Origin of the sequence: Collinsella tanakaei, from assembly GCF_016902615.1 — a bacterium.
Taxonomy (GTDB): domain Bacteria; phylum Actinomycetota; class Coriobacteriia; order Coriobacteriales; family Coriobacteriaceae; genus Collinsella; species Collinsella tanakaei_A.
This window is the reverse complement of sequence record NZ_JACJMB010000007.1, coordinates 25716-43631: the sequence shown is the minus strand read 5'-3', so window position 1 is coordinate 43631 and position 17916 is coordinate 25716. Positions and strand designations below refer to the sequence as shown.

Annotated in this window: 16 protein-coding genes and 1 tRNA gene; 16 read left to right on the top strand and 1 reads right to left on the bottom strand. The window is 63.8% G+C overall.

Annotated features, from left to right (window positions below; translation table 11 throughout):
• Positions 1–12 precede the first annotated feature (12 nt).
• From H6A21_RS03860 to H6A21_RS03845, 4 genes are all read left to right on the top strand, one after another.
• The gene (locus tag H6A21_RS03860) at positions 13–2256 is read left to right on the top strand and encodes an aldehyde ferredoxin oxidoreductase (RefSeq protein WP_204560413.1); all 2244 of its coding nucleotides are present in this window, start codon (positions 13–15) and stop codon (positions 2254–2256) included.
• A 23-nt stretch (positions 2257–2279) separates the two neighbouring features.
• Positions 2280–2954, top strand: a complete 675-nt coding sequence (locus tag H6A21_RS03855; protein WP_204560411.1) for a cytochrome c3 family protein — start codon at positions 2280–2282, stop codon at positions 2952–2954.
• A 164-nt stretch (positions 2955–3118) separates the two neighbouring features.
• Positions 3119–3382 (top strand): TIGR03905 family TSCPD domain-containing protein, encoded by a 264-nt coding sequence (locus tag H6A21_RS03850; protein WP_204560409.1) that lies wholly within the window; start codon positions 3119–3121, stop codon positions 3380–3382.
• Positions 3382–4593, top strand: a complete 1212-nt coding sequence (locus H6A21_RS03845; RefSeq protein WP_204560407.1) for a hypothetical protein — start codon at positions 3382–3384, stop codon at positions 4591–4593. Before H6A21_RS03850 ends, H6A21_RS03845 begins: the two co-directional genes overlap by 1 nt.
• A 71-nt stretch (positions 4594–4664) precedes the next feature.
• Here H6A21_RS03845 and H6A21_RS03840 read toward each other — a convergent pair whose 3' ends face one another.
• Positions 4665–5255 (bottom strand): GNAT family N-acetyltransferase, encoded by a 591-nt coding sequence (locus H6A21_RS03840; RefSeq protein ID WP_204560405.1) that lies wholly within the window; start codon positions 5253–5255, stop codon positions 4665–4667.
• Between the two features lie 170 nt (positions 5256–5425).
• On the opposite strand from H6A21_RS03840, the gene H6A21_RS03835 reads away from it, so the two are divergent.
• From H6A21_RS03835 to typA, 12 genes are all read left to right on the top strand, one after another.
• The gene (locus tag H6A21_RS03835) at positions 5426–6154 is read left to right on the top strand and encodes a response regulator transcription factor (RefSeq protein WP_204560403.1); all 729 of its coding nucleotides are present in this window, start codon (positions 5426–5428) and stop codon (positions 6152–6154) included.
• 101 nt (positions 6155–6255) lie between these two features.
• The gene (locus tag H6A21_RS03830) at positions 6256–7743 is read left to right on the top strand and encodes an ATP-binding protein (protein WP_428840756.1); all 1488 of its coding nucleotides are present in this window, start codon (positions 6256–6258) and stop codon (positions 7741–7743) included.
• Between the two features lie 119 nt (positions 7744–7862).
• A complete protein-coding gene (locus H6A21_RS03825) occupies positions 7863–8750 on the top strand; it encodes a phosphoribosylaminoimidazolesuccinocarboxamide synthase (RefSeq protein WP_204560399.1) in 888 nt (295 codons plus the stop codon).
• The gene (locus H6A21_RS03820) at positions 8751–9365 is read left to right on the top strand and encodes a hypothetical protein (RefSeq protein WP_204560397.1); all 615 of its coding nucleotides are present in this window, start codon (positions 8751–8753) and stop codon (positions 9363–9365) included. It abuts the gene before it with no gap.
• 152 nt (positions 9366–9517) lie between these two features.
• Complete coding sequence (locus H6A21_RS03815) at positions 9518–10798, top strand: aminopeptidase (RefSeq protein WP_204560395.1); 1281 nt, start codon at positions 9518–9520, stop codon at positions 10796–10798.
• A gap of 199 nt (positions 10799–10997) precedes the next feature.
• Positions 10998–11927 carry a MurR/RpiR family transcriptional regulator gene (locus H6A21_RS03810; protein ID WP_342636053.1) on the top strand — a complete coding sequence of 310 codons (930 nt, stop codon included), beginning with the start codon at positions 10998–11000 and terminating at the stop codon, positions 11925–11927.
• Positions 11920–12822 carry an N-acetylmuramic acid 6-phosphate etherase gene (murQ, locus tag H6A21_RS03805; RefSeq protein WP_204560393.1) on the top strand — a complete coding sequence of 301 codons (903 nt, stop codon included), beginning with the start codon at positions 11920–11922 and terminating at the stop codon, positions 12820–12822. Before H6A21_RS03810 ends, murQ begins: the two co-directional genes overlap by 8 nt.
• A 37-nt stretch (positions 12823–12859) precedes the next feature.
• Positions 12860–14317: a PTS transporter subunit EIIC gene (locus tag H6A21_RS03800; RefSeq protein ID WP_204560391.1), complete on the top strand. Its 1458-nt coding sequence runs from the start codon at positions 12860–12862 to the stop codon at positions 14315–14317.
• Between the two features lie 124 nt (positions 14318–14441).
• Positions 14442–14514: transfer RNA gene (locus H6A21_RS03795), tRNA-Lys, on the top strand.
• A gap of 277 nt (positions 14515–14791) precedes the next feature.
• Positions 14792–15367: a J domain-containing protein gene (locus tag H6A21_RS03790; RefSeq protein WP_204560389.1), complete on the top strand. Its 576-nt coding sequence runs from the start codon at positions 14792–14794 to the stop codon at positions 15365–15367.
• A 140-nt stretch (positions 15368–15507) separates the two neighbouring features.
• A complete protein-coding gene (locus H6A21_RS03785) occupies positions 15508–15960 on the top strand; it encodes a hypothetical protein (protein ID WP_239462637.1) in 453 nt (150 codons plus the stop codon).
• A 97-nt stretch (positions 15961–16057) separates the two neighbouring features.
• Entirely contained in the window at positions 16058–17893 is a 1836-nt protein-coding gene (gene typA, locus H6A21_RS03780) for a translational GTPase TypA (protein ID WP_204560385.1), read from the top strand.
• The last annotated feature ends 23 nt before the right edge of the window (positions 17894–17916 follow it).

Here is a 17916-nt window from a genome sequence, read left to right as displayed (position 1 = left end):
GGGAGAAACGCAATGGCTGATAACGTCTCTTACGGTTGGATGGGCTGGATCGCCCGTGTCAACCTTTCGACTGGCGAGATCACCGAAGAGTCCGATGAGGCGATGCAGAAGGACTATATCGGTGGCATGGGCTTCGCCAACAAGATCATGTACGACGAGGTGCCCGCCGGCGTCGACTGGATGGACGAGGAGAACAAGGCCGTTCTCTGCGTCGGTCCTCTGACCGGTTCCGGCGTGCCGCTGGCCGGCCGCTCCACCTGGGCCACCCTGTCGACCTTCACGACCGACCACCTGGTCGTCGACTGCCACTGCGGCGGTCAGCTGGGCGCCAAGCTCAAGTACTCCGGCCATGACGGCCTGATCATCGAGGGCAAGGCCGACAAGCCGGTCTACATCTACATCGATGACGACAAGATCTCGATCGAGGACGCCTCCGCCCTGTGGGGCAAGGGCACCCGTGAGACCAACGAGGCCCTGTGCAAGAAGCACGGCGTCGACGTCTGCGTGGCCGCCATCGGCCCGGCGGGCGAGAACCTGCTTCCGTACGCCTGCGTCATCAACACCCGCAGCCACTCCGCGGGTGCCGGCCTGGGCGCGGTGCTCGGTTCCAAGAACGTCAAGGCGGTCGTCGTGCGCGGCACCAAGGGCGTCAACGTCGCCGACCCGCAGATGGTCGCCGACCTGTCCGACTACATGATCGACCAGGTCATCGGCTCCAACAACAACCATGTCGTGCCCTCCACCCAGCAGTCCTGGGCCGAGTACTACGACAAGGGCTCCCGCTGGACGGCCCGCAAGGGTCTGTACTGGGCTGCCGCCGAGGGCGGTCCCATCGAGACCGGCGAGCCGAAGCCGCATGAGCCCAACACCATGGGCTATCGCTGCATGAAGTCCACGAAGGACCTCGGACCCGAGGCTGAGAAGTACACCGTCAAGATGGCCGGCTGCCACGGCTGCCCCGTGCGCTGCTACGCCCAGGTGAAGCAGCCGCAGATCCTCGAGATGACCGGCTACGAGTCCATGGGCAACACCTGCGTGCCGAACTTCCCGTTCTCCAGCTACATGCAGAGCATGATGAAGGTCCCCGGCACCACGACCGAGGAAGGCACGCTCACCGAGCAGTCCATCCTGTACAACCTGCTCATCCAGGCTGTCGTTGACGATCTGGGCCTGTGGTGCAACTATGCCCAGCTCTACCGCGATATCGCCCACACCTATGTGGACGGCATCCTCGAGCGCGAGCTCGGCGACCAGTTCGCCGAGTACGGCTTCGACCAGATCATGGCCGGCGACCCCACGCCGTTCATCAAGATCCTCTCCGACATCGCGTCCAACGACACCGAGAACAAGCCCATCGCCTGGCTCGGGCACGGCCCGCTTGTCTGGACGGAGAAGTGGAACGACGCCAAGTGGTTCGACGACACCCGTTCCTGCCTGATCAACTACCGCGGCTGGCCGGTCCATCACGCCATCGAGTGCTTCGCCCAGGTCGGCGGCCTGTACAACATGGTCTTCAACCGTGACGACATGATCCACTCCGCCGTCAACTTCCAGGGCTGCGGCCTGCCCATCGACCTCAAGAAGGAGATGGCCGCGGAGATGTGGGGCAGCGAGGACGCGGTCGACCCCGACAAGAACTACACCCCGATGAACGAGGCGAAGGCCGAGTTCGCGTGGTGGTGCATCGTCACCGACGTCCTGCATGACTCGCTGACGCTGTGCAACTGGGTGTGGCCGATGGCCATGGCTCCGGACAAGGACCGCAGCTACCGTGGCGACCTGGACCTCGAGGCCCAGTTCTACACCGCGGTCACCGGCCAGGAGGTCACCATCGACGACCTGTACAAGGCCGGCGAGCGCATCATGACCCTCCAGCGCGTCAACACCGCCCGCGGCATGACCGACGCTGACGGCAACATGGGCTGCAACGACTTCCGCAACGTCCACGACGTCATCACCGAGTGGCCGTTCACCAAGGATCCGGACATCGAGCCGTTCACCGAGGGCACCGACAAGATGGAGAGCGAGGACTGGCAGACGGCCCTTACCATGCTCTACAAGCGCTTCGGTTGGGACGAGGAGCTCGGCTGCCCGACGAAGGAGTGCCTGGAGGACCTCGGCCTGACCGAGCAGGAGGCCGACCTCGAGGAGCTCGGTCTGCTCACCGAGGGTGGCGCCAAGTACGACGAGCGCACGCGCAAGTACGACCACGTGCTCGAGAAGTACTGCGGTGACAACCCGGCGCTGAGTGCCTAAGCGCAGCTCGAGAGGAGAACACAATGGCTGACGAGAAGAAGGAGACCACGGAGGCCACCGCCACCGAGAAGGCTCCGAAGAAGAAGATCAACTGGAAGGGCAAGCGCCTTCCCATCGTCATCGCCCTGGTCGTCGTCGTGACGGTCATCGGTGTTGCCGGCTGGGCTTGGCATGCCACCCCTGAGTGCTGCGACACCATCTGCCACAGCACGATGGGCAAGTACTACGACACGTTCGTGAACGACACGGATTCGCTGGTCTACAAGCACCGCGCCGCCGCGAACAACCAGTGCCTCGGCTGCCATGAGGCCACGCTGCCCCAGATGGTGCACGAGGTCCAGGTGCAGCTGTCCGGCGACTACCCGCAGCCGTTCGAGAAGGTCGCCTTCTCCAACGACTTCTGCCTGCAGAGCGGCTGCCACGCCGGGGCCGGCGTGATGCCGGGCGCCACCGAGTCCTCCACCGCCGACTGGAGCTTCGACCCGCACAGCGATTACCACGGCGTGCAGCAGTGCAACTCCTGCCACCTGATGCACGACCAGAGCGTCTTCACCTGCGCGAGCTGCCACCAGGTCGGTGCCTGGGAGGGCGAGGGCGGCGTGCCCGAGGGCTGGGTCGTCCAGGAGCTGGGCGACGGCAAGACGGGCGCTGTGCCCGAGGGCTGGACTACCCCGATGCTGTTCGAGGCTTCCGAGTAGTCACACGCTGATAAGCGCGCGGTATCGACATCGCTCGTACATGCAGCGCGCATGAAGACGGGGCGACTCCGTGAGGGGTCGCCCCGTTTGTGTCATTTGGGGTGCCGCTGGGTATCAGGGCAGCACGACCCGTATAATGGCGTCACGATTTGAGAGAGGTACCGATGATTCATCTTGACTTCAAGCCGCGTGGCGTCTGCGCCCGCGCCATCCATGTCGACCTGACCGACGACGGCAAGACCATCGAGGCGGTATCGTTTGAGGGCGGCTGCAACGGCAACCTCAAGGCCGTTTCCAAGCTCGTTGCCGGCCAGCCGGTCGAGCACATCGTTGAGCTTCTGGCGGGCAACACCTGCGGTCCGCGCAAGACGTCGTGTGCAGACCAGCTGACGCGCGCCCTCACCGAGGCTGCATCGAGGGCGATGTAATGAAGCTGTTCGGCAAAGACGGCGTGACGCGGCGCCGGTTTCTGATCGGCGGAGCAGCCGCGACGGCTGCGACGGCCGCTGCCGTCTCGCTTGCCGGCTGCAACGATGGCAACGAGAACGACAACACCGGCGAGCCGCAGGTAATCGATGACGATTCGCAGATCATCGACGCGCTGGACGAGTACGCCAGCGCCGATGCGGCCGCAACGCTGAGTGCCACGTGGACCCTGCCGCTCGGAACGCTTCTGTATCACACCGACGGCGTGTGGTCGGCGGCTATGATGGCGCCGGAGTCCGCCACCTCCATCAATACGCTCGGCGTGCTGTCGCTCACCTCGGGCAACCTCATCACGCTCGTCTCCTCACCGGTTCGGGGGAGGACCTACGACTTTCACGATGTCCGGTGCGGCAACGGGGTGTTCGCGTGGTTGGAGGTGGAGTACTCGACGCTGACCTGGGTGCTTTTGGCGTCGAGCTTTGCCGATGGAACGTTGACGAGCGATCCGGTCGAGCTGGACAGCGGTAGCGCCGATTGGGACCCGCCGATGTTCACGGCGGTGGGCTCGACGGTGTTCTGGCAGAAGATGCCGAGTCTTTCCGGTGATCGCACATCTGAGGCGAGCCATTGCTATGCCTGGGCGGTGGGAGACGACGATCCGCGCGACGTGTGGGAGTCTCCCGGGCGCTTCGCCACGCAGCCCCGGGTATCCGACGGCATCCTGACGATCACGCCGCGCGTGCGTGCTGACGAGGGAACCTACTACGGCATGACCGCGCTCAATGTGGGTGACGGCACCTACAAGCAGATAGACCAGCTGGTGCTGCCCGCCGGTGTGCACCCCTTCGAGGCCGTGTACATGAACTCGAGCTTCGCGTTCGCCATCGAGGCGAGCTACAGCGGAAGCGGCAGCTTGGGCAACATGGGCACCTTTATCGGTCGCGAGGGCGGTCCGTATGTGTACATCAGCCGTGAGCCCGCTGCATGCCCGGCGGGCAAGGGGACGCGCTACATCGTCAAGATCCGCTCGTCGCACTACGTGATCGATACGGACGCGCAGACCTACGGGATGATTGCGTGCCCCGACCGCTCGCTCGACTACGGCGACTATCCGGCAAGCGAGGGAACCTGCGACCTGTTCATGGTCTACGCGACCGTGAAGAACGACCAGGGCATGCCCGACAGCGTGACGGCGCGGGTCTTCGCGCTGTAGCGAACCTCATATATATTAGTAAGGCAACGCGTGGCCGGCACCGCTTCGACTCGAGGTGCCGGCCACGCGTGCTATACGCCGACCCCGGTATTTGCGCGCTCGAGCACCGCCTGCACCTCGGAGTCGGTGGGAACATGATGCGCGGCGGGCGCTTCGTCGCAGGGAAGCAGCTGCTTTTCAAGCCAGAGGACCGAAAGCCATCGACCGAGCTTGAAGCCGCAGGACTCCTGACGGCCGCACAGCCGGTACCCATGGCGCTCATGAAACGCGACCGATGCCTCATTTCCCTCGGTGATGCACGATTCGGCCATATGGATGCCCTGCAGGCGCATGAGCTCCTCGAGGGTGCTCAGAAGCGCCGACCCGAGGCCACAGCCCTGGTAGGGTTCGGCGATATAGATCGAGATCTCGGATGCCCAATCGTATGCGGGGCGCGAGCGAAACGCGTGGTTGTACGCGTAGCCGGCAATAGCTCCCGTGTCGGTGTCCTCGGCGACGATAAACGAGAAGCGTGCGAGCGTGTCTGCGATGCGCCGGGCGAACTCAGCGGCATCGGGTACCTCGGTTTCGAAGCTGATGCACGTGTCGCGTACGTACGGTTCGTAGATGGCGGCGACCTGTGCTGCGTCATCGACGGTTGCGACGCGAATCCGGAATGCCATGGCTGCTCCCTGAACTCTGCTGGAAGACAATCTGCGTCCTGGGAATAATGTACAACAGCTACGCCGCTCCGCGGTGCGACGCGTTCCGTATGGCGCCTCGATGCGCACGGCGCACGAATGTGCGCTAAAATGGGCGAATGTCGAGTCAGATAGGAAAAGGAGGCCGCAACATGGCTTCGGATGCAAGGAAGATTCTGCTAGTCGAAGACGAGAAGGCAATCCGCGACGCTGTTGCCGCCTACCTTGAGCGCGAGGGATATTGGGTCGTCGGTGTCGGCGATGGCCAGTCCGCTGTCGAGGAGTTCGAGAAGCATCAGTTCGACCTGATCGTGCTCGACCTCATGCTGCCGAAGCTGTCCGGCGAGCGCGTCTGCCGCGCCATCCGCGACACCTCCGACGTGCCTATCATCATGCTTACGGCCAAGGGCGAGGTCGAGGACCGCATCATCGGTCTCGAGCTCGGTGCAGATGACTACCTGATCAAGCCGTTCAGCCCGCGCGAGCTCGTGGCACGCGTGCGTGCGCTGTTCCGTCGCACTCATCTCGCCGACGAGCCGCAGGTCGAGGTGCTCGACTTCGGCGACCTGGTCATCGATATCTCCGGCCATAAGATTTTGGTTGAGGGCCGCGAGGTCGATCTCACGGCGTCCGAGTTCAAGCTGCTGACCACGCTGGCGCGCCATCCGGGCCGTGTGTACAACCGCATGGAGCTCGTCGAGAAGGTGCTCGGCTACGACTTCGAGGGCTATGAGCGCACGATCGACAGCCACGTCAAGAACCTGCGCGCGAAGCTGGGTGACGACCCCAAGAAGCCGAAGTGGCTCTACACCGTCCACGGCGTCGGCTATCGCTTCGAGGCGCCCCAGCAGCCCAAGAAGGATGAGGATACCAGCAAGTAATGCTTCCGGCACGTTTGGTTACCGAACAGAAGAATAAGCAGGATTCCGAGGCGAGTTCCCGCGCGAGCTGGAACACGCCTCGTTCCGATTCTCGAGGCCGCATGAGCTACGGCACGCGCATGGCGCTCTCGTTCGCGCTGACCTCCCTCATGACGGTGCTCATCATGGTGTGCGTCGTCTCGGTGGTGTGGAGCGGCGTGTTCTCCGAGTACACGCGCTCGAATGTGACCGAGATTGCCCAGCTCACGGCGCAGAAGCTTGCCAACATGTATGAGTCGAGCGGTTCGTGGAGCCTGTCGGATTTGGCGTCGCTCGCCGATTCGACCATTTCTTCGAGCGATATCGGTCTACAGGTGGTGGATGTCGACGGGACGATTCTCTACGATGACACCTGGCCCGCAGCGCCGGTGGCTGCCGAGCTCAAGCGCCTGAAGGAAAGCGCCGGCTCCCAGGAGGAGTCGGATGAGGGGGACAAGGAGTGGTCGAAGCAGGCCCACAGCCTGGTGTCCACCGCGCCGATCGATTCCGAAGGGGCCGTCACCGAGCCGATCGTCACCTCCGACGGCAGGATCGTGGGCAAGGTGAACCTGTGGGTCATGGGCAGCGACGTGCTGCTCACCAAGGCGGACACGATGTTTCGCGACCGCACGTTCAACGCCATGATCATCGCGGCGTTCGTCGCCGTGGCCATCGCACTGCTGATCGGCCTGCTCGTCTCGCGTATGCTCACGAATCCCATCCGCCGCATCACGAGCACGGCCAAACAGATTCGCGACGGAGACCTGTCCGCCCGTACCGAGCTGCGCGGCGACGACGAGATCGATCAACTCGGCGAGACGTTCGACGAGATGGCGACTTCGCTCGAGAAGGACCTCAAGCACGAGCGCCGTCTGACCTCCGATGTGGCCCACGAGCTGCGCACCCCGCTGATGGCCATGCTCGCCACGGTCGAGGCCATGCAGGACGGCGTCTACCCCACCGACTCCGAGCACCTCGAGACCGTCGCCTCCGAGACGCGCCGTCTGGCCCGCCTGGTGCAGCAGATGCTCGAGCTGTCGCGCATGGAGAACCGCACTGCGCCGCTCAACCTCGAGAAGGTCGACATCGTGGCGCTCGCGCGCAACGTCGTGAACGCCCAGGAGCAGCTGTTCGTCCAGCGCGACCTGCGTCTGCGCTTTGCCGACGAGACCGCCGGGCGCGGCGCCACCATCGAGGTCGATCCGGACATGATCACACAGGCGATCATCAACCTGCTCTCCAATGCCATGCGCTACACACCCGAGGGCGGCTGGGTGGTCGCCACGGTTGCGCTCGACCGTAAAAACGTGCTGATCTCGGTGGCCGATACGGGTATCGGTATCGCCAAGGAGGACCTGTCCCGCATCTTCGGCCGCTTCTGGCGCGCCGATGCGAGCCGCGCGCGCGAGGCGGGTGGCCTGGGTGTCGGCCTCGCTGTGACGAAGCAGATCGTCGAGCGTCATCACGGGTTTATCTCCGTGGAGTCGGAACTTGGAAAGGGTACGACTTTTACGATTCATCTGCCGCGTGAGCATGCACTCGAAGCGCCATCTACTACAATGAAACACTAGTCTGCCGCGATACGGTGAAGGAGCGGCGGGGAGCTTGCGCTTCCCGCCGCTGCCGTTCCGCTATCGGGCGGACCACGCGTATGCGTGCCATAACCCGTCTATGTGAGGAGTTGACCAACGTGACTTCGATCGAGCGTCGTCCGGATTCCAAGGGCAAGGTTCGTGATATCTACGATGCGGGCGACAACCTGCTGATGGTCGTGTCCGACCGCATCTCGGCCTTCGATTACATCCTTCCCGACGAGATCCCCTTCAAGGGCGAGGTCCTGAACCGCATCTCCGCGTTCTGGTTCGACAAGTTCGCCGATATCGTGCCGAACCATCTCGTCTCCATCGACGTGGACGATTTCCCTGCCGAGTTCGCCGAGTACCGTGATTACCTGGCGGGTCGCGCCATGCTGGTCAAGAAAGCCGATCCCATCAAGATCGAGTGCATCGTGCGCGGCTACCTGACCGGTAGCGGCAAGAAGACCTACGATGCGGACGGCACCGTCTGCGGCATCAAGCTGCCCGCGGGCCTGACCGAGGCCTCGAAGCTGCCCGAGCCGCTGTTCACGCCTTCCACGAAGGCCGACCTGGGCGATCACGACGAGAATATCTCCTACGAGCGCTGCTGCGACATCGTGGGCACCGATATCGCCTCGCAGATCCGCGATCTTTCGCTCAAGATCTACACCGCCGCCGCCGATTACGCGGCGACCCGCGGCATCATCATCGCCGACACGAAGTTCGAGTTCGGCATCATCGACGGCAAGGTCACCCTCATCGACGAGTGCCTGACGCCCGATTCGAGCCGCTTCTGGCCCGCCGACACCTATGAGGAGGGCAAGGTCCAGGACAGCTACGACAAGCAGTACGTGCGCAACTGGCTGCTCGCCAACTGGGATATGACCGGCGACGCGCCGCACCTGCCCGCAGACGTCATCGAGGGCACGTCGGCCCGCTACCGCGAGGCCTACGAGATGCTCACGGGCACCAAGTTTGAATCCATGAAGGAGAACAAGTAAGTGAGTACCCGCAACCCTATGAACAAGCGAAGCCAGGCGCAGCAGCAGGGCGAGATGACCGGCTTCACCCGCAAGTCCGCCGCATCCGCCAAGCCCGCCCGCGCCGCCGCCGCTTCGGTTCGTGTGGTCCCCGCCTCAGCAAAGGAAAAGCGCAAGCAGGCCGAGCGCGGCGAGTCCCTCGCCGGTCTTTCGCGCGAGGAGAAGCGCGCCCGCAAGCGCGAGCTGCGCCTCAAGGAGGATCGCATCTACACGGCCTCGAACGAGCTGCTGAAAAGCGAGCCCGATTACGGTAAGCATCGCCGCGTGTTCTGGGGTCTGCTGGTGCTCGGCGTCATCGCGAGCGTGTTCGTGTGGATCGTCCTGCTCGGTCTGCCGGCGGGCAGCACGGAGCTTTCCACGCCGATCCAGATCGGCGGTCTGGTCGTGGCCTACGTGTGCATCATTGCCGCGTTCATCTACGACCTGGTGAAGATCCGCCCGCTGCGCAACGATGCCCGTCGTCGGGCCGAGGGCATGTCCGACGCCAAGATCGACGCGCTGCTCGAGGAGACCGCCGCGGCCGCCCGCGCCAAGCGCGAGGAGCGCGAAGCGAAGCGCAAGAGCAAGAAGAAGTAACGCCGCGCGACGCTGTGGCGCACAGACTCATGCGCGTGTGGAACCGCTCGCGCATGCATATGATGGCTACGGGGCGTGTCGCATACGGCGGCGCGCCCCATATGTGTAGAGGGAAGCCCTTCTGCCAGAGGTTTCCGTAAGATTGGAGAGACATGGAGAGAGCCGAGATGACTGCCCAGGAGGCGCGCGAGGGCATCAGGGCCCTCATGCCACAGATCGACAGGTATGCCCGGTTGGTCGTCAGGACCGGCGTCAACATCAAGCCCGGTCAGGAGCTCGTCATCCAGGCGCCGGTCGATACGAGTGAGTTCGTGCGCATGCTGGTGAAGCACGGATACGAGGCGGGCGCCGGCCACGTGACGGTCATCTGGTCCGACGATTGCGTCACGCGGCTCACCTACGAGCATGTTGAGACCTCCTATTTCGAGCAGACGCCCGAGTGGCAGCGCATCCAACTCGATTCCCTCGCCGAGGCGGGCGCGTGCTTCGTGTTCGTCGAGGGCTCCGACCCCGAGGCCCTGCGCGGTATCGATCCTGCGAAACCCGCCGCCGCATCCAAGGCGCGCAACACCCAGTGCCGTGCGTTCCGTCGCGGACTCGACTTCAACATCAATCCGTGGTGCATTGCCGGCGCTCCCGTTCCCGCATGGGCTGAGCACGTGTATCCCGACGTTCCGACCGAGGTCGCGATGTATCGCCTGTGGCGCGCGATCCTCTCGGTCGCCCGCGCCGACGGAGACGATCCGGAAAGCGATTGGGACCTGCACAACGCGACGTTCGAGAAGAATCTGCGCTTCTTGAACGAGAACCATTTCGTGGCCCTGCACTATACCGCCGAGAACGGCACGGACCTCACGGTCGGACTGACCGATAAGCACCTGTGGGCAGGCGGCTGCGGCGAGACGCCCGACGGCCATCCGTTCTTCCCCAACATCCCGACCGAGGAGGTCTTCACCTCGCCTGATTGCGAGCATGTCGAGGGCATCGTGCACTCGGCGCTGCCGCTTATCCACCATGGCAACCGCGTAGACGGCTTCTGGCTGCGCTTCGAGGGAGGCAAGGTCGTGGAGTACGACGCCGTGGTCGGCAAGGACACGCTCACGAGCATTCTCGAGACGGACGAGGGCGCTCGGCGCCTGGGCGAGGTTGCGCTCATCTCGAAGAACACGCCGATCCGCGAGAGCGAGACGCTGTTCTTCGACACGCTGTACGACGAGAACGCGAGCTGCCATCTGGCGCTCGGCATCGGGTTCGCAGAATGCTACGAGGGCGGCTACGACATGACACCCGAGGAGCTGCGCGCCCACGGCGTGAACACGTCGAGCACGCACGTCGATTTCATGATCGGCACCGATGACCTGGATATCATGGGCATCTGTGCAGACGGTACCGAGGTTCCGGTCTTCGTGAACGGCCAGTGGAGCTGGGAGTAGGTCGTAACTCTCACGTGAATCGGCATCGGCGGTCCCGCCTCATCTGAGGGGCGGGAGCGCCGTTTTTTGTGTCGCGGGTATACCTCGTTTGGGCTGAACGGTTCGAACCCCACCACAGGCGGGATGTTTTGCACCAAGAAGCGGAACAAAGTTTCATATCTTTGCTCCAGCGGTGACCAAAGAGCATCGCTGCGGTGTAATGCGAGGTGACGGGAGGAGCACGAGTATGATGACGAGCGGTTTGTTGCTCAGGCTCAAGGAGCAGAAGCCTTACGCGAGCCCATCCGAGCGAAATATCATCCAATTCGTTCAAGCGGATCCGCAGCGGGTGCTTTCGATGAGCATCCGGGAGCTTGCCGAGCAGACCTACACATCGCCTTCAGCAGTCGTGCGGTTCTGCCGCAAGCTCGGGTGCGATGGGTATAAGGGCTTCCAGCGCGAGCTGGTGTACGAATTCGCCGCCATGCAGGAGCGCTCCGACATCGCCCTGCGGGAGATCGACCCTGCCGACAGTGTGGGCGAGATCGTTGACAAGGTGGTGCAGGGCGACGTGCTGTCCATCGAGGCGACGAGCCGTCTGCTCGATATAGTGACGCTCAGTACCTGCGCCGACCTTATCGGTTCGTGCCGTGTGGTCGATGTGTTCGGTATCGGAGCGTCCCTGCTCGTGGCGCACGATTTGGAGATGAAGCTCACGCGGGTCGACAAGGAGTGCCATGTGTACGACGACTGGCACAACCAGTGGCTCTGTGCGCGCAACATGCACGCTGATGACCTGGCGATCGTGGTCAGCTACTCGGGATTTACCGACGAGATGATCGAATGCGCTCGCTGCGCGCATCGCCGCGGTGCCCCGGTCATCGCCATCACGCGCATGGGCAACGATGCGGGTCTCGCACGCCACGTCGACTACGTGCTCGGCATCGCGGCAAGCGAGCCGCTCGTGCGCAGTGGAGCCATGGGGTCGCGCATGTCGCAGCTGTTCGTCGTCGATGCGCTGTATGCGGTCTATGTCGCGCGGAACTACGAGCAATGCGCGGACATCATCACCCGCAACTACACCGTCAAGGAAGATCCGGAGAAGCGCCGCGGTGCGGCCGGGTTGGAAAGGAAATCCGAAGATGCTTGACCTGTCGCAGCTGACCACCGAGTCACGCAATCCCGACACCATGAATCTGGACGAGATGAGCCCGCTCGAGATCGCGCAGGTGATGAATCGCGAGGATGCGCATGTCATCGAGGCGATTCATGCGGAGCTGCCCCATATCGCGCAGGCGATCGAGTGGGCGACCGAAAGCCTGCGCGCGGGCGGGCGCATCGTGTATATGGGCGCTGGTACGAGCGGGCGGCTCGGCGTGCTCGATGCCGTCGAGTGCCCCCCGACGTTCGGCGTGTCTCCCGATACCGTTGTTGGTCTGATGGCCGGCGGCACCGGCGCATTCGTGTGCGCCGTTGAAGGCGCTGAGGACAGTCAGGCCCTCGGCGTTGACGATCTGAAGGGCATCGGAATCTCCGCACGCGACACAGTTGTCGGTATTGCGGCAAGCGGACGCACACCCTATGTCGCCGCCGCGCTCGACTACGCCCGCGAGGTCGGCTGCCACACCGTCGCCATCGCTTGCAACAAGGGTTCGGTGATTGGCGCCCATGCCGAGCTCGCGATCGAGCCGGTTTGCGGGCCGGAGGTCTTGACGGGCTCGACGAGGCTCAAGGCGGGCACCGCGCAGAAGCTCGTGCTCAACATGATCTCGACCGGCAGCATGGTGGGGTGCGGCAAGGTGTACCAGAACCTGATGGTCGATGTGCAGCAGACGAATGAAAAGCTGGTGGTTCGCGGCCAGAACATCTGCATGGACGCGACCGGATGCACACGCGAAGAGGCCATTTCGGCGCTCGAAGCAGCTGGCGGGCACGTGAAGACGGCCATCGTGATGATTCTCAACAACCAGACGGCAGACGAGGCACAAAGAGCGCTCGCAGCGGCGGACGGCCATGTGCGTGCCGCCATCGTACGGAATGTATAGCACTCGTATTGATGCATAGCGGAAAGGAGCGACACCAATGACGAATGAAGAGCTCGTACAGGCGTGTTTCGAGAGGATGGGCGGCCGCGACAACGTGACGGCGGCCACGAACTGCATGACGCGGCTGCGCATCCACGTGGCGGATGACAGCAAAATCGACGATGAGGGGCTGAAGAACGTCGAGGGCGTTCTCGGTATCGTTCATGACAAACCCGGCTATATCGAGATCGTCATCGGCCCGGGTAAGTGCCGCAAATGCGCGGACATCTGCGCCGCCATGGGCATCCCCGTGTCCGCCGAGAGCGGCGGGGGAACCTCAGTCGACGGCGACTGGCAGGCGAACAAGGCCGCGATGAAGGCGGGCCAGAAGCAGGGCAAGATCAAGGGCATGCTGAAGACGTTCGGCGAGATCTTCGTGCCCCTGATTCCCGGCGTCATCGCCGCGGGCCTGTGCTCGGGATTTGCGACCCTGCTGACGCAGCTCGTGCCGGGGTATGCGGAAGATACGTTCTGGGGCGTGGTGTACAACCTGCTCACGCTCATCAACCAGGCGTTCATGACCTACATCACCGCATGGGCGGGCTACCGCGCGGCAGAGCGCTTCGGCGGCACGCCGATTCTCGGTGGCATGCTGGGCATGATCACGTCGCTTTCCGGCATCGATGCGATCTCGCAGCTTGTCGGTCTCTATAACGATGCCCAGCCGCTCGACGCGATTCTGCGTGCCGGTCGCGGCGGTGTGCTCGCGGTGATCATCGGCGTCTGGTTCATGGTCAAGATCGAGAAGGCTATCCGTTCGAAGATGCCCGACAACATCGACATCGTGTTCACGCCGCTGCTTACGCTCATCGTGACCGTGATCCCCTACGTCTTCATCGTCATGCCGGCTACCGGCTTCATTTCCACCGGTCTGGTGTGGATCGTGCAGCAGGTTGCCATGAGCGCGAACCCGATCGTGCGCGTGATTGCGGGTTATATTTCCGCCCTGCTGTTCCTGCCTATGGTGGCCATGGGCATGCATCACGGACTTGTGGCGCTCTACACCGTGCAGCTTGAGACCTTCGGCTACGTGACGCTGTATCCGGCGCTTGCGATGGCCGGTGCCGGTCAGGTTGGTGCGGCGATCGCGATTTATCTCAAGGCGAAGAAGGTCGGCAACCAGCGCATCTGCTCGGTGATCGACGGCGCGCTGCCCGCTGGCATTCTTGGCGTGGGCGAGCCGCTTATCTATGGCGTCACCCTTCCCATGGGCAAGCCGTTCATCACAGCCGGTCTTGGTGCGGGCTTCGGCGGCGCGTTCGTTATGGTAATGCAGGTTGCGTCGACCACTTGGGGTCCGTCCGGCGTACTTGCATTTCCGGTCATGACGGCAAGTCCGGTAAACGACCCTGTGATGTCCATGGTGTTCTACGGCATCGGGCTCGTGCTGAGCTACGCGGGAGGTTTTATCATCACGAATCTGTTCGTGAAGCCGGAGGAGGTTGCCGCGGCGTAGCGGAAGCGATACCGGCGCTTGTGCAATGAACGCGGCGTTGAGATTGGCGTGCGAGACGCATGCGACATGTGTTGACGCTGCTGTGAAGCCGTCTGCGCGCCGGGCGTGGTACAATGCGAAACGCGGACCGTTAGCTCAGCTGGCAGAGCAGGGGACTTTTAATCCCAAGGCCCAGGGTTCGAACCCCTGACGGTCCACCTGTTGACGTGAGGGCCCCCGGCGACGGGGGCCTTTCGCATAGGCGCCGCCCTGGGGGTTCGAACCCGGGAGGGCGCGGAGCGAGCCGGCGCGGGGGCGCCGGCCGCGCAGCGCGCGAGGGCGCCGCAGGCGGCCGAAGCGGGGCGGGACGCCGCGAGGCGGACCGGAACCCCTGACGGTCCACCTGTTGACGTGAGGGCCCCCGGCGACGGGGGCCTTTCGCATATCGAGTCAGTCCGCGGCGCGATGGCGCCGCATTCCGAAGGAGGACGGTGCATGACGCGCGACGAGGCCTTGCGTGTATTGGGCCTTGAACCGGGTGCCACGCGCGAAGAGATCGCGACGGCGTATCGCGAGCTCGCCCAAATGCTCCATCCCGATAAATACGGTACGAACAAGCGCCTGCGTGAGCGCGCCGAGCGTCAGATGAGCAGCATCAACGAGGCGCGCAGCGTGCTTTTGAAGGGTGCGAAAACGACATCCCGGTCCGCGGGGCGCGCGTCTGCATCTGCCGCTTCACCATCCGCTATCGTCTTCGAGGCGACCGCCCGGGCCAACGCTGCCGAGACGGCGCGCCTGGCCGTGGTGGCGGAACTGCGCACCATGCGCGAGCGGCGCCGCACTATGGTCACGATGGCGCTCGTCGCAGCAATCGTTGCGCTTCTGTCCTCCCGCGCGCGCGGAAGCATCGGCGCCTTCGCGTTCTCCATCGCCTCGATGCTCACGCTGTGGGGCATTGTCGACGCCGTATTGTTGTCTAGCCAAGTGGATGCCCTGCAGAAGCGTTCGCGGGAGCTGCTGCAGACGCGCGATGCGGCGAGAAAGATCGCCGAGGAGGCAGCGCGGCTCTGACGCCAGGCGATTCTGGCGGTCGCGCAACTGAGAAAAAAACCCCGCTTTTCGTGCAGAGACGTTCCGGCCGTACATCTTACTCGCGTGTCCACGGTACAATAAAACGGTTGGCCCTGCATGCAACAGAGAGGATGCGCGCGATGCCCCAGAACGATCAACAGCCCGGTGCGGTGTCGGCTGAGCTCGACGCCATGACCTGCGATGTCATCGGGGCGTTTCTGGATTGTCTCGCCGAGGGCGAGGATCCCGGCGTTGTGGTGTGCGTCGAGGACGCGAACGGGGTGCGCTACGAGGCGGAATTCACCGATGACGGCGAAGAGGCCTGCCTGACCGCCGCGCAGGAGTTCGTTGCCCAGCACGCGGCGCGCGGCATTCCCGATGAACAGGTGCGCCGGCTCGAACGCTACGCCATCGCCTATACGGGATGCATCGACGTGGACGGCGACTACCTGAGCGCAGTGCTCGTGAGCTTCTGCGAGCGCGGTCTTGCGTGCGGGTACTCCGCCTACGTGCTGTTCGACGGCATGGGCGAGGGCGATAACTTTATGTGGAGCGACCCTGAACCTGCAGGTGAGGAGCCCGAGCTCTTCTAAGAACCGCTACTATATATACGTTTTTCGAACCGGTTACCGAGAATATCGTGCGCCCGCCGATTGAGGCTGGCTTTGTTGTGTGAAGGAAAGGGACCACATGCGCGTTGAGAACCTGAGGGACATCGCCATTATCGCCCACGTCGACCATGGCAAGACCACGCTGGTGGACAAGCTGCTTCGTGCCACCGATGCGTTCCGTGCGAACCAGAAGGTCGAGGATCGCGTGCTCGACTCCAACGATCAGGAGCGCGAGCGCGGCATCACCATCTTGGCCAAGAACATCTCCATCGAGTACAAGGGCGTGAAGATCAACGTCATCGATACCCCGGGTCACGCCGACTTTGGCGGCGAGGTCGAGCGCGTGCTGCGCATGGCCGACGGTGCCCTGCTGCTCGTCGACGCCTTCGAGGGCCCCATGCCCCAGACCCGCTTCGTGCTGCGCCATGCCATCGACACGGGCCTCAAGATCATGATCGTCATCAACAAGATCGACCGTGACGGTGCCGATCCCGAGCGCGCCTACAACGATTGCCTCGACCTTATGGCCGACCTCGGCGCCACGGACGATCAGCTCGAGTTCGCCATGGAGCACGTGGTCTACGCGAGCGCGGTCAACGGCTTCGCCCGTCTCGATCCCAACGACGGCAATATGGACATGTACCCCCTGCTCGACATGATCCTCGAGGACCTGCCGGCGCCCGACGTGGATGTCGACGGACCGCTCGCCATGCAGTGCGTGACCGTGGACCACTCCAGCTACGTGGGCCGTATCGGCATCGGCCGCGTGTACTCCGGCACGATCCACCAGGGCGACACGATCCTCGTCGTGAAGAACGACGGCGAGCGCGCCACCGCCACGGTCAAGCAGCTGTTCACGTTCGACTATCTTGGCCGCACCGAGTGCACCGAGGTGGGCGCGGGCGATATCGCCGCCGTCGTGGGCGTCGACTCCACCGACATCGGCGATGTCTACACCGATCCCGAGAACCCCGTCGAGCTCGACCCCATCCAGATCGACCCGCCGACGCTGTCGATCGTCTTCGAGGCATCGACCTCGCCGCTCGTCGGCCGCGACGGCGACATCGTGGGCGCCCGTCAGCTGAAGGAGCGCCTGTTCAACGAGCGCGAGAACAACGTGACCATGCGCATCGAGGAGCTGCCCGACAAGAGCGGCGTCGAGGTGTCCGGCCGCGGCATTCTGCACCTGTCGGTTCTTATGGAGACCATGCGCCGCGAGGGCTTCGAGTTCCAGGTCGGCCGCCCGCGCGTCCTGTTCAAGAAGGATGAGGACGGCAATCGCATGGAGCCGGTCGAGCAGGCCGTCGTCGAGTGCCCGGACGAGTACGCCGGCAAGGTTATCGAGGTCTTCGGCAACGCCGGCGGCACGATGACGAACATGCAGGCGGGCAAGACGGTCACCCACATCGAGTTCCGCATCCCCACCCGCGGCATCATGGGTCTGAAGAACCGCGTCATGAACGTCACGCACGGCGAGGGCGTGTTCTACCACACCTTCCTCGAGTACGGTCCGTACGCCGGCGAGATCGGCAACCGCAACAACGGCGCCATGATCTCGATGACGACCGAGAAGGCCGTCGCCTACGCCCTGGGCACCCTGCAGGAGCGCGGTCAGCTGTTCGTCGAGCCCGGCACCGAGTGCTACGAGGGCATGATCGTGGGCGAGCGCTCCAAGCCCGGCGACATGGTCGTGAACATCGCGCGCACCAAGAACCTGGGCAACCAGCGTTCCTCCACGGCCGACATCGCCGTGCAGCTCGTGCCGCCCCGCACCTTCTCGCTCGAGGAGGCGCTCGAGTATATCGCAGACGATGAGCTCGTGGAGATCACGCCGAAGCACATCCGCCTGCGCAAGCGCCTGCTGAACGCGACGGACCGCAAGAAGGCGGCCGTCCGCGCCATGAACGCCAAGTAGTAGCGCAGACGCACATCAACCTG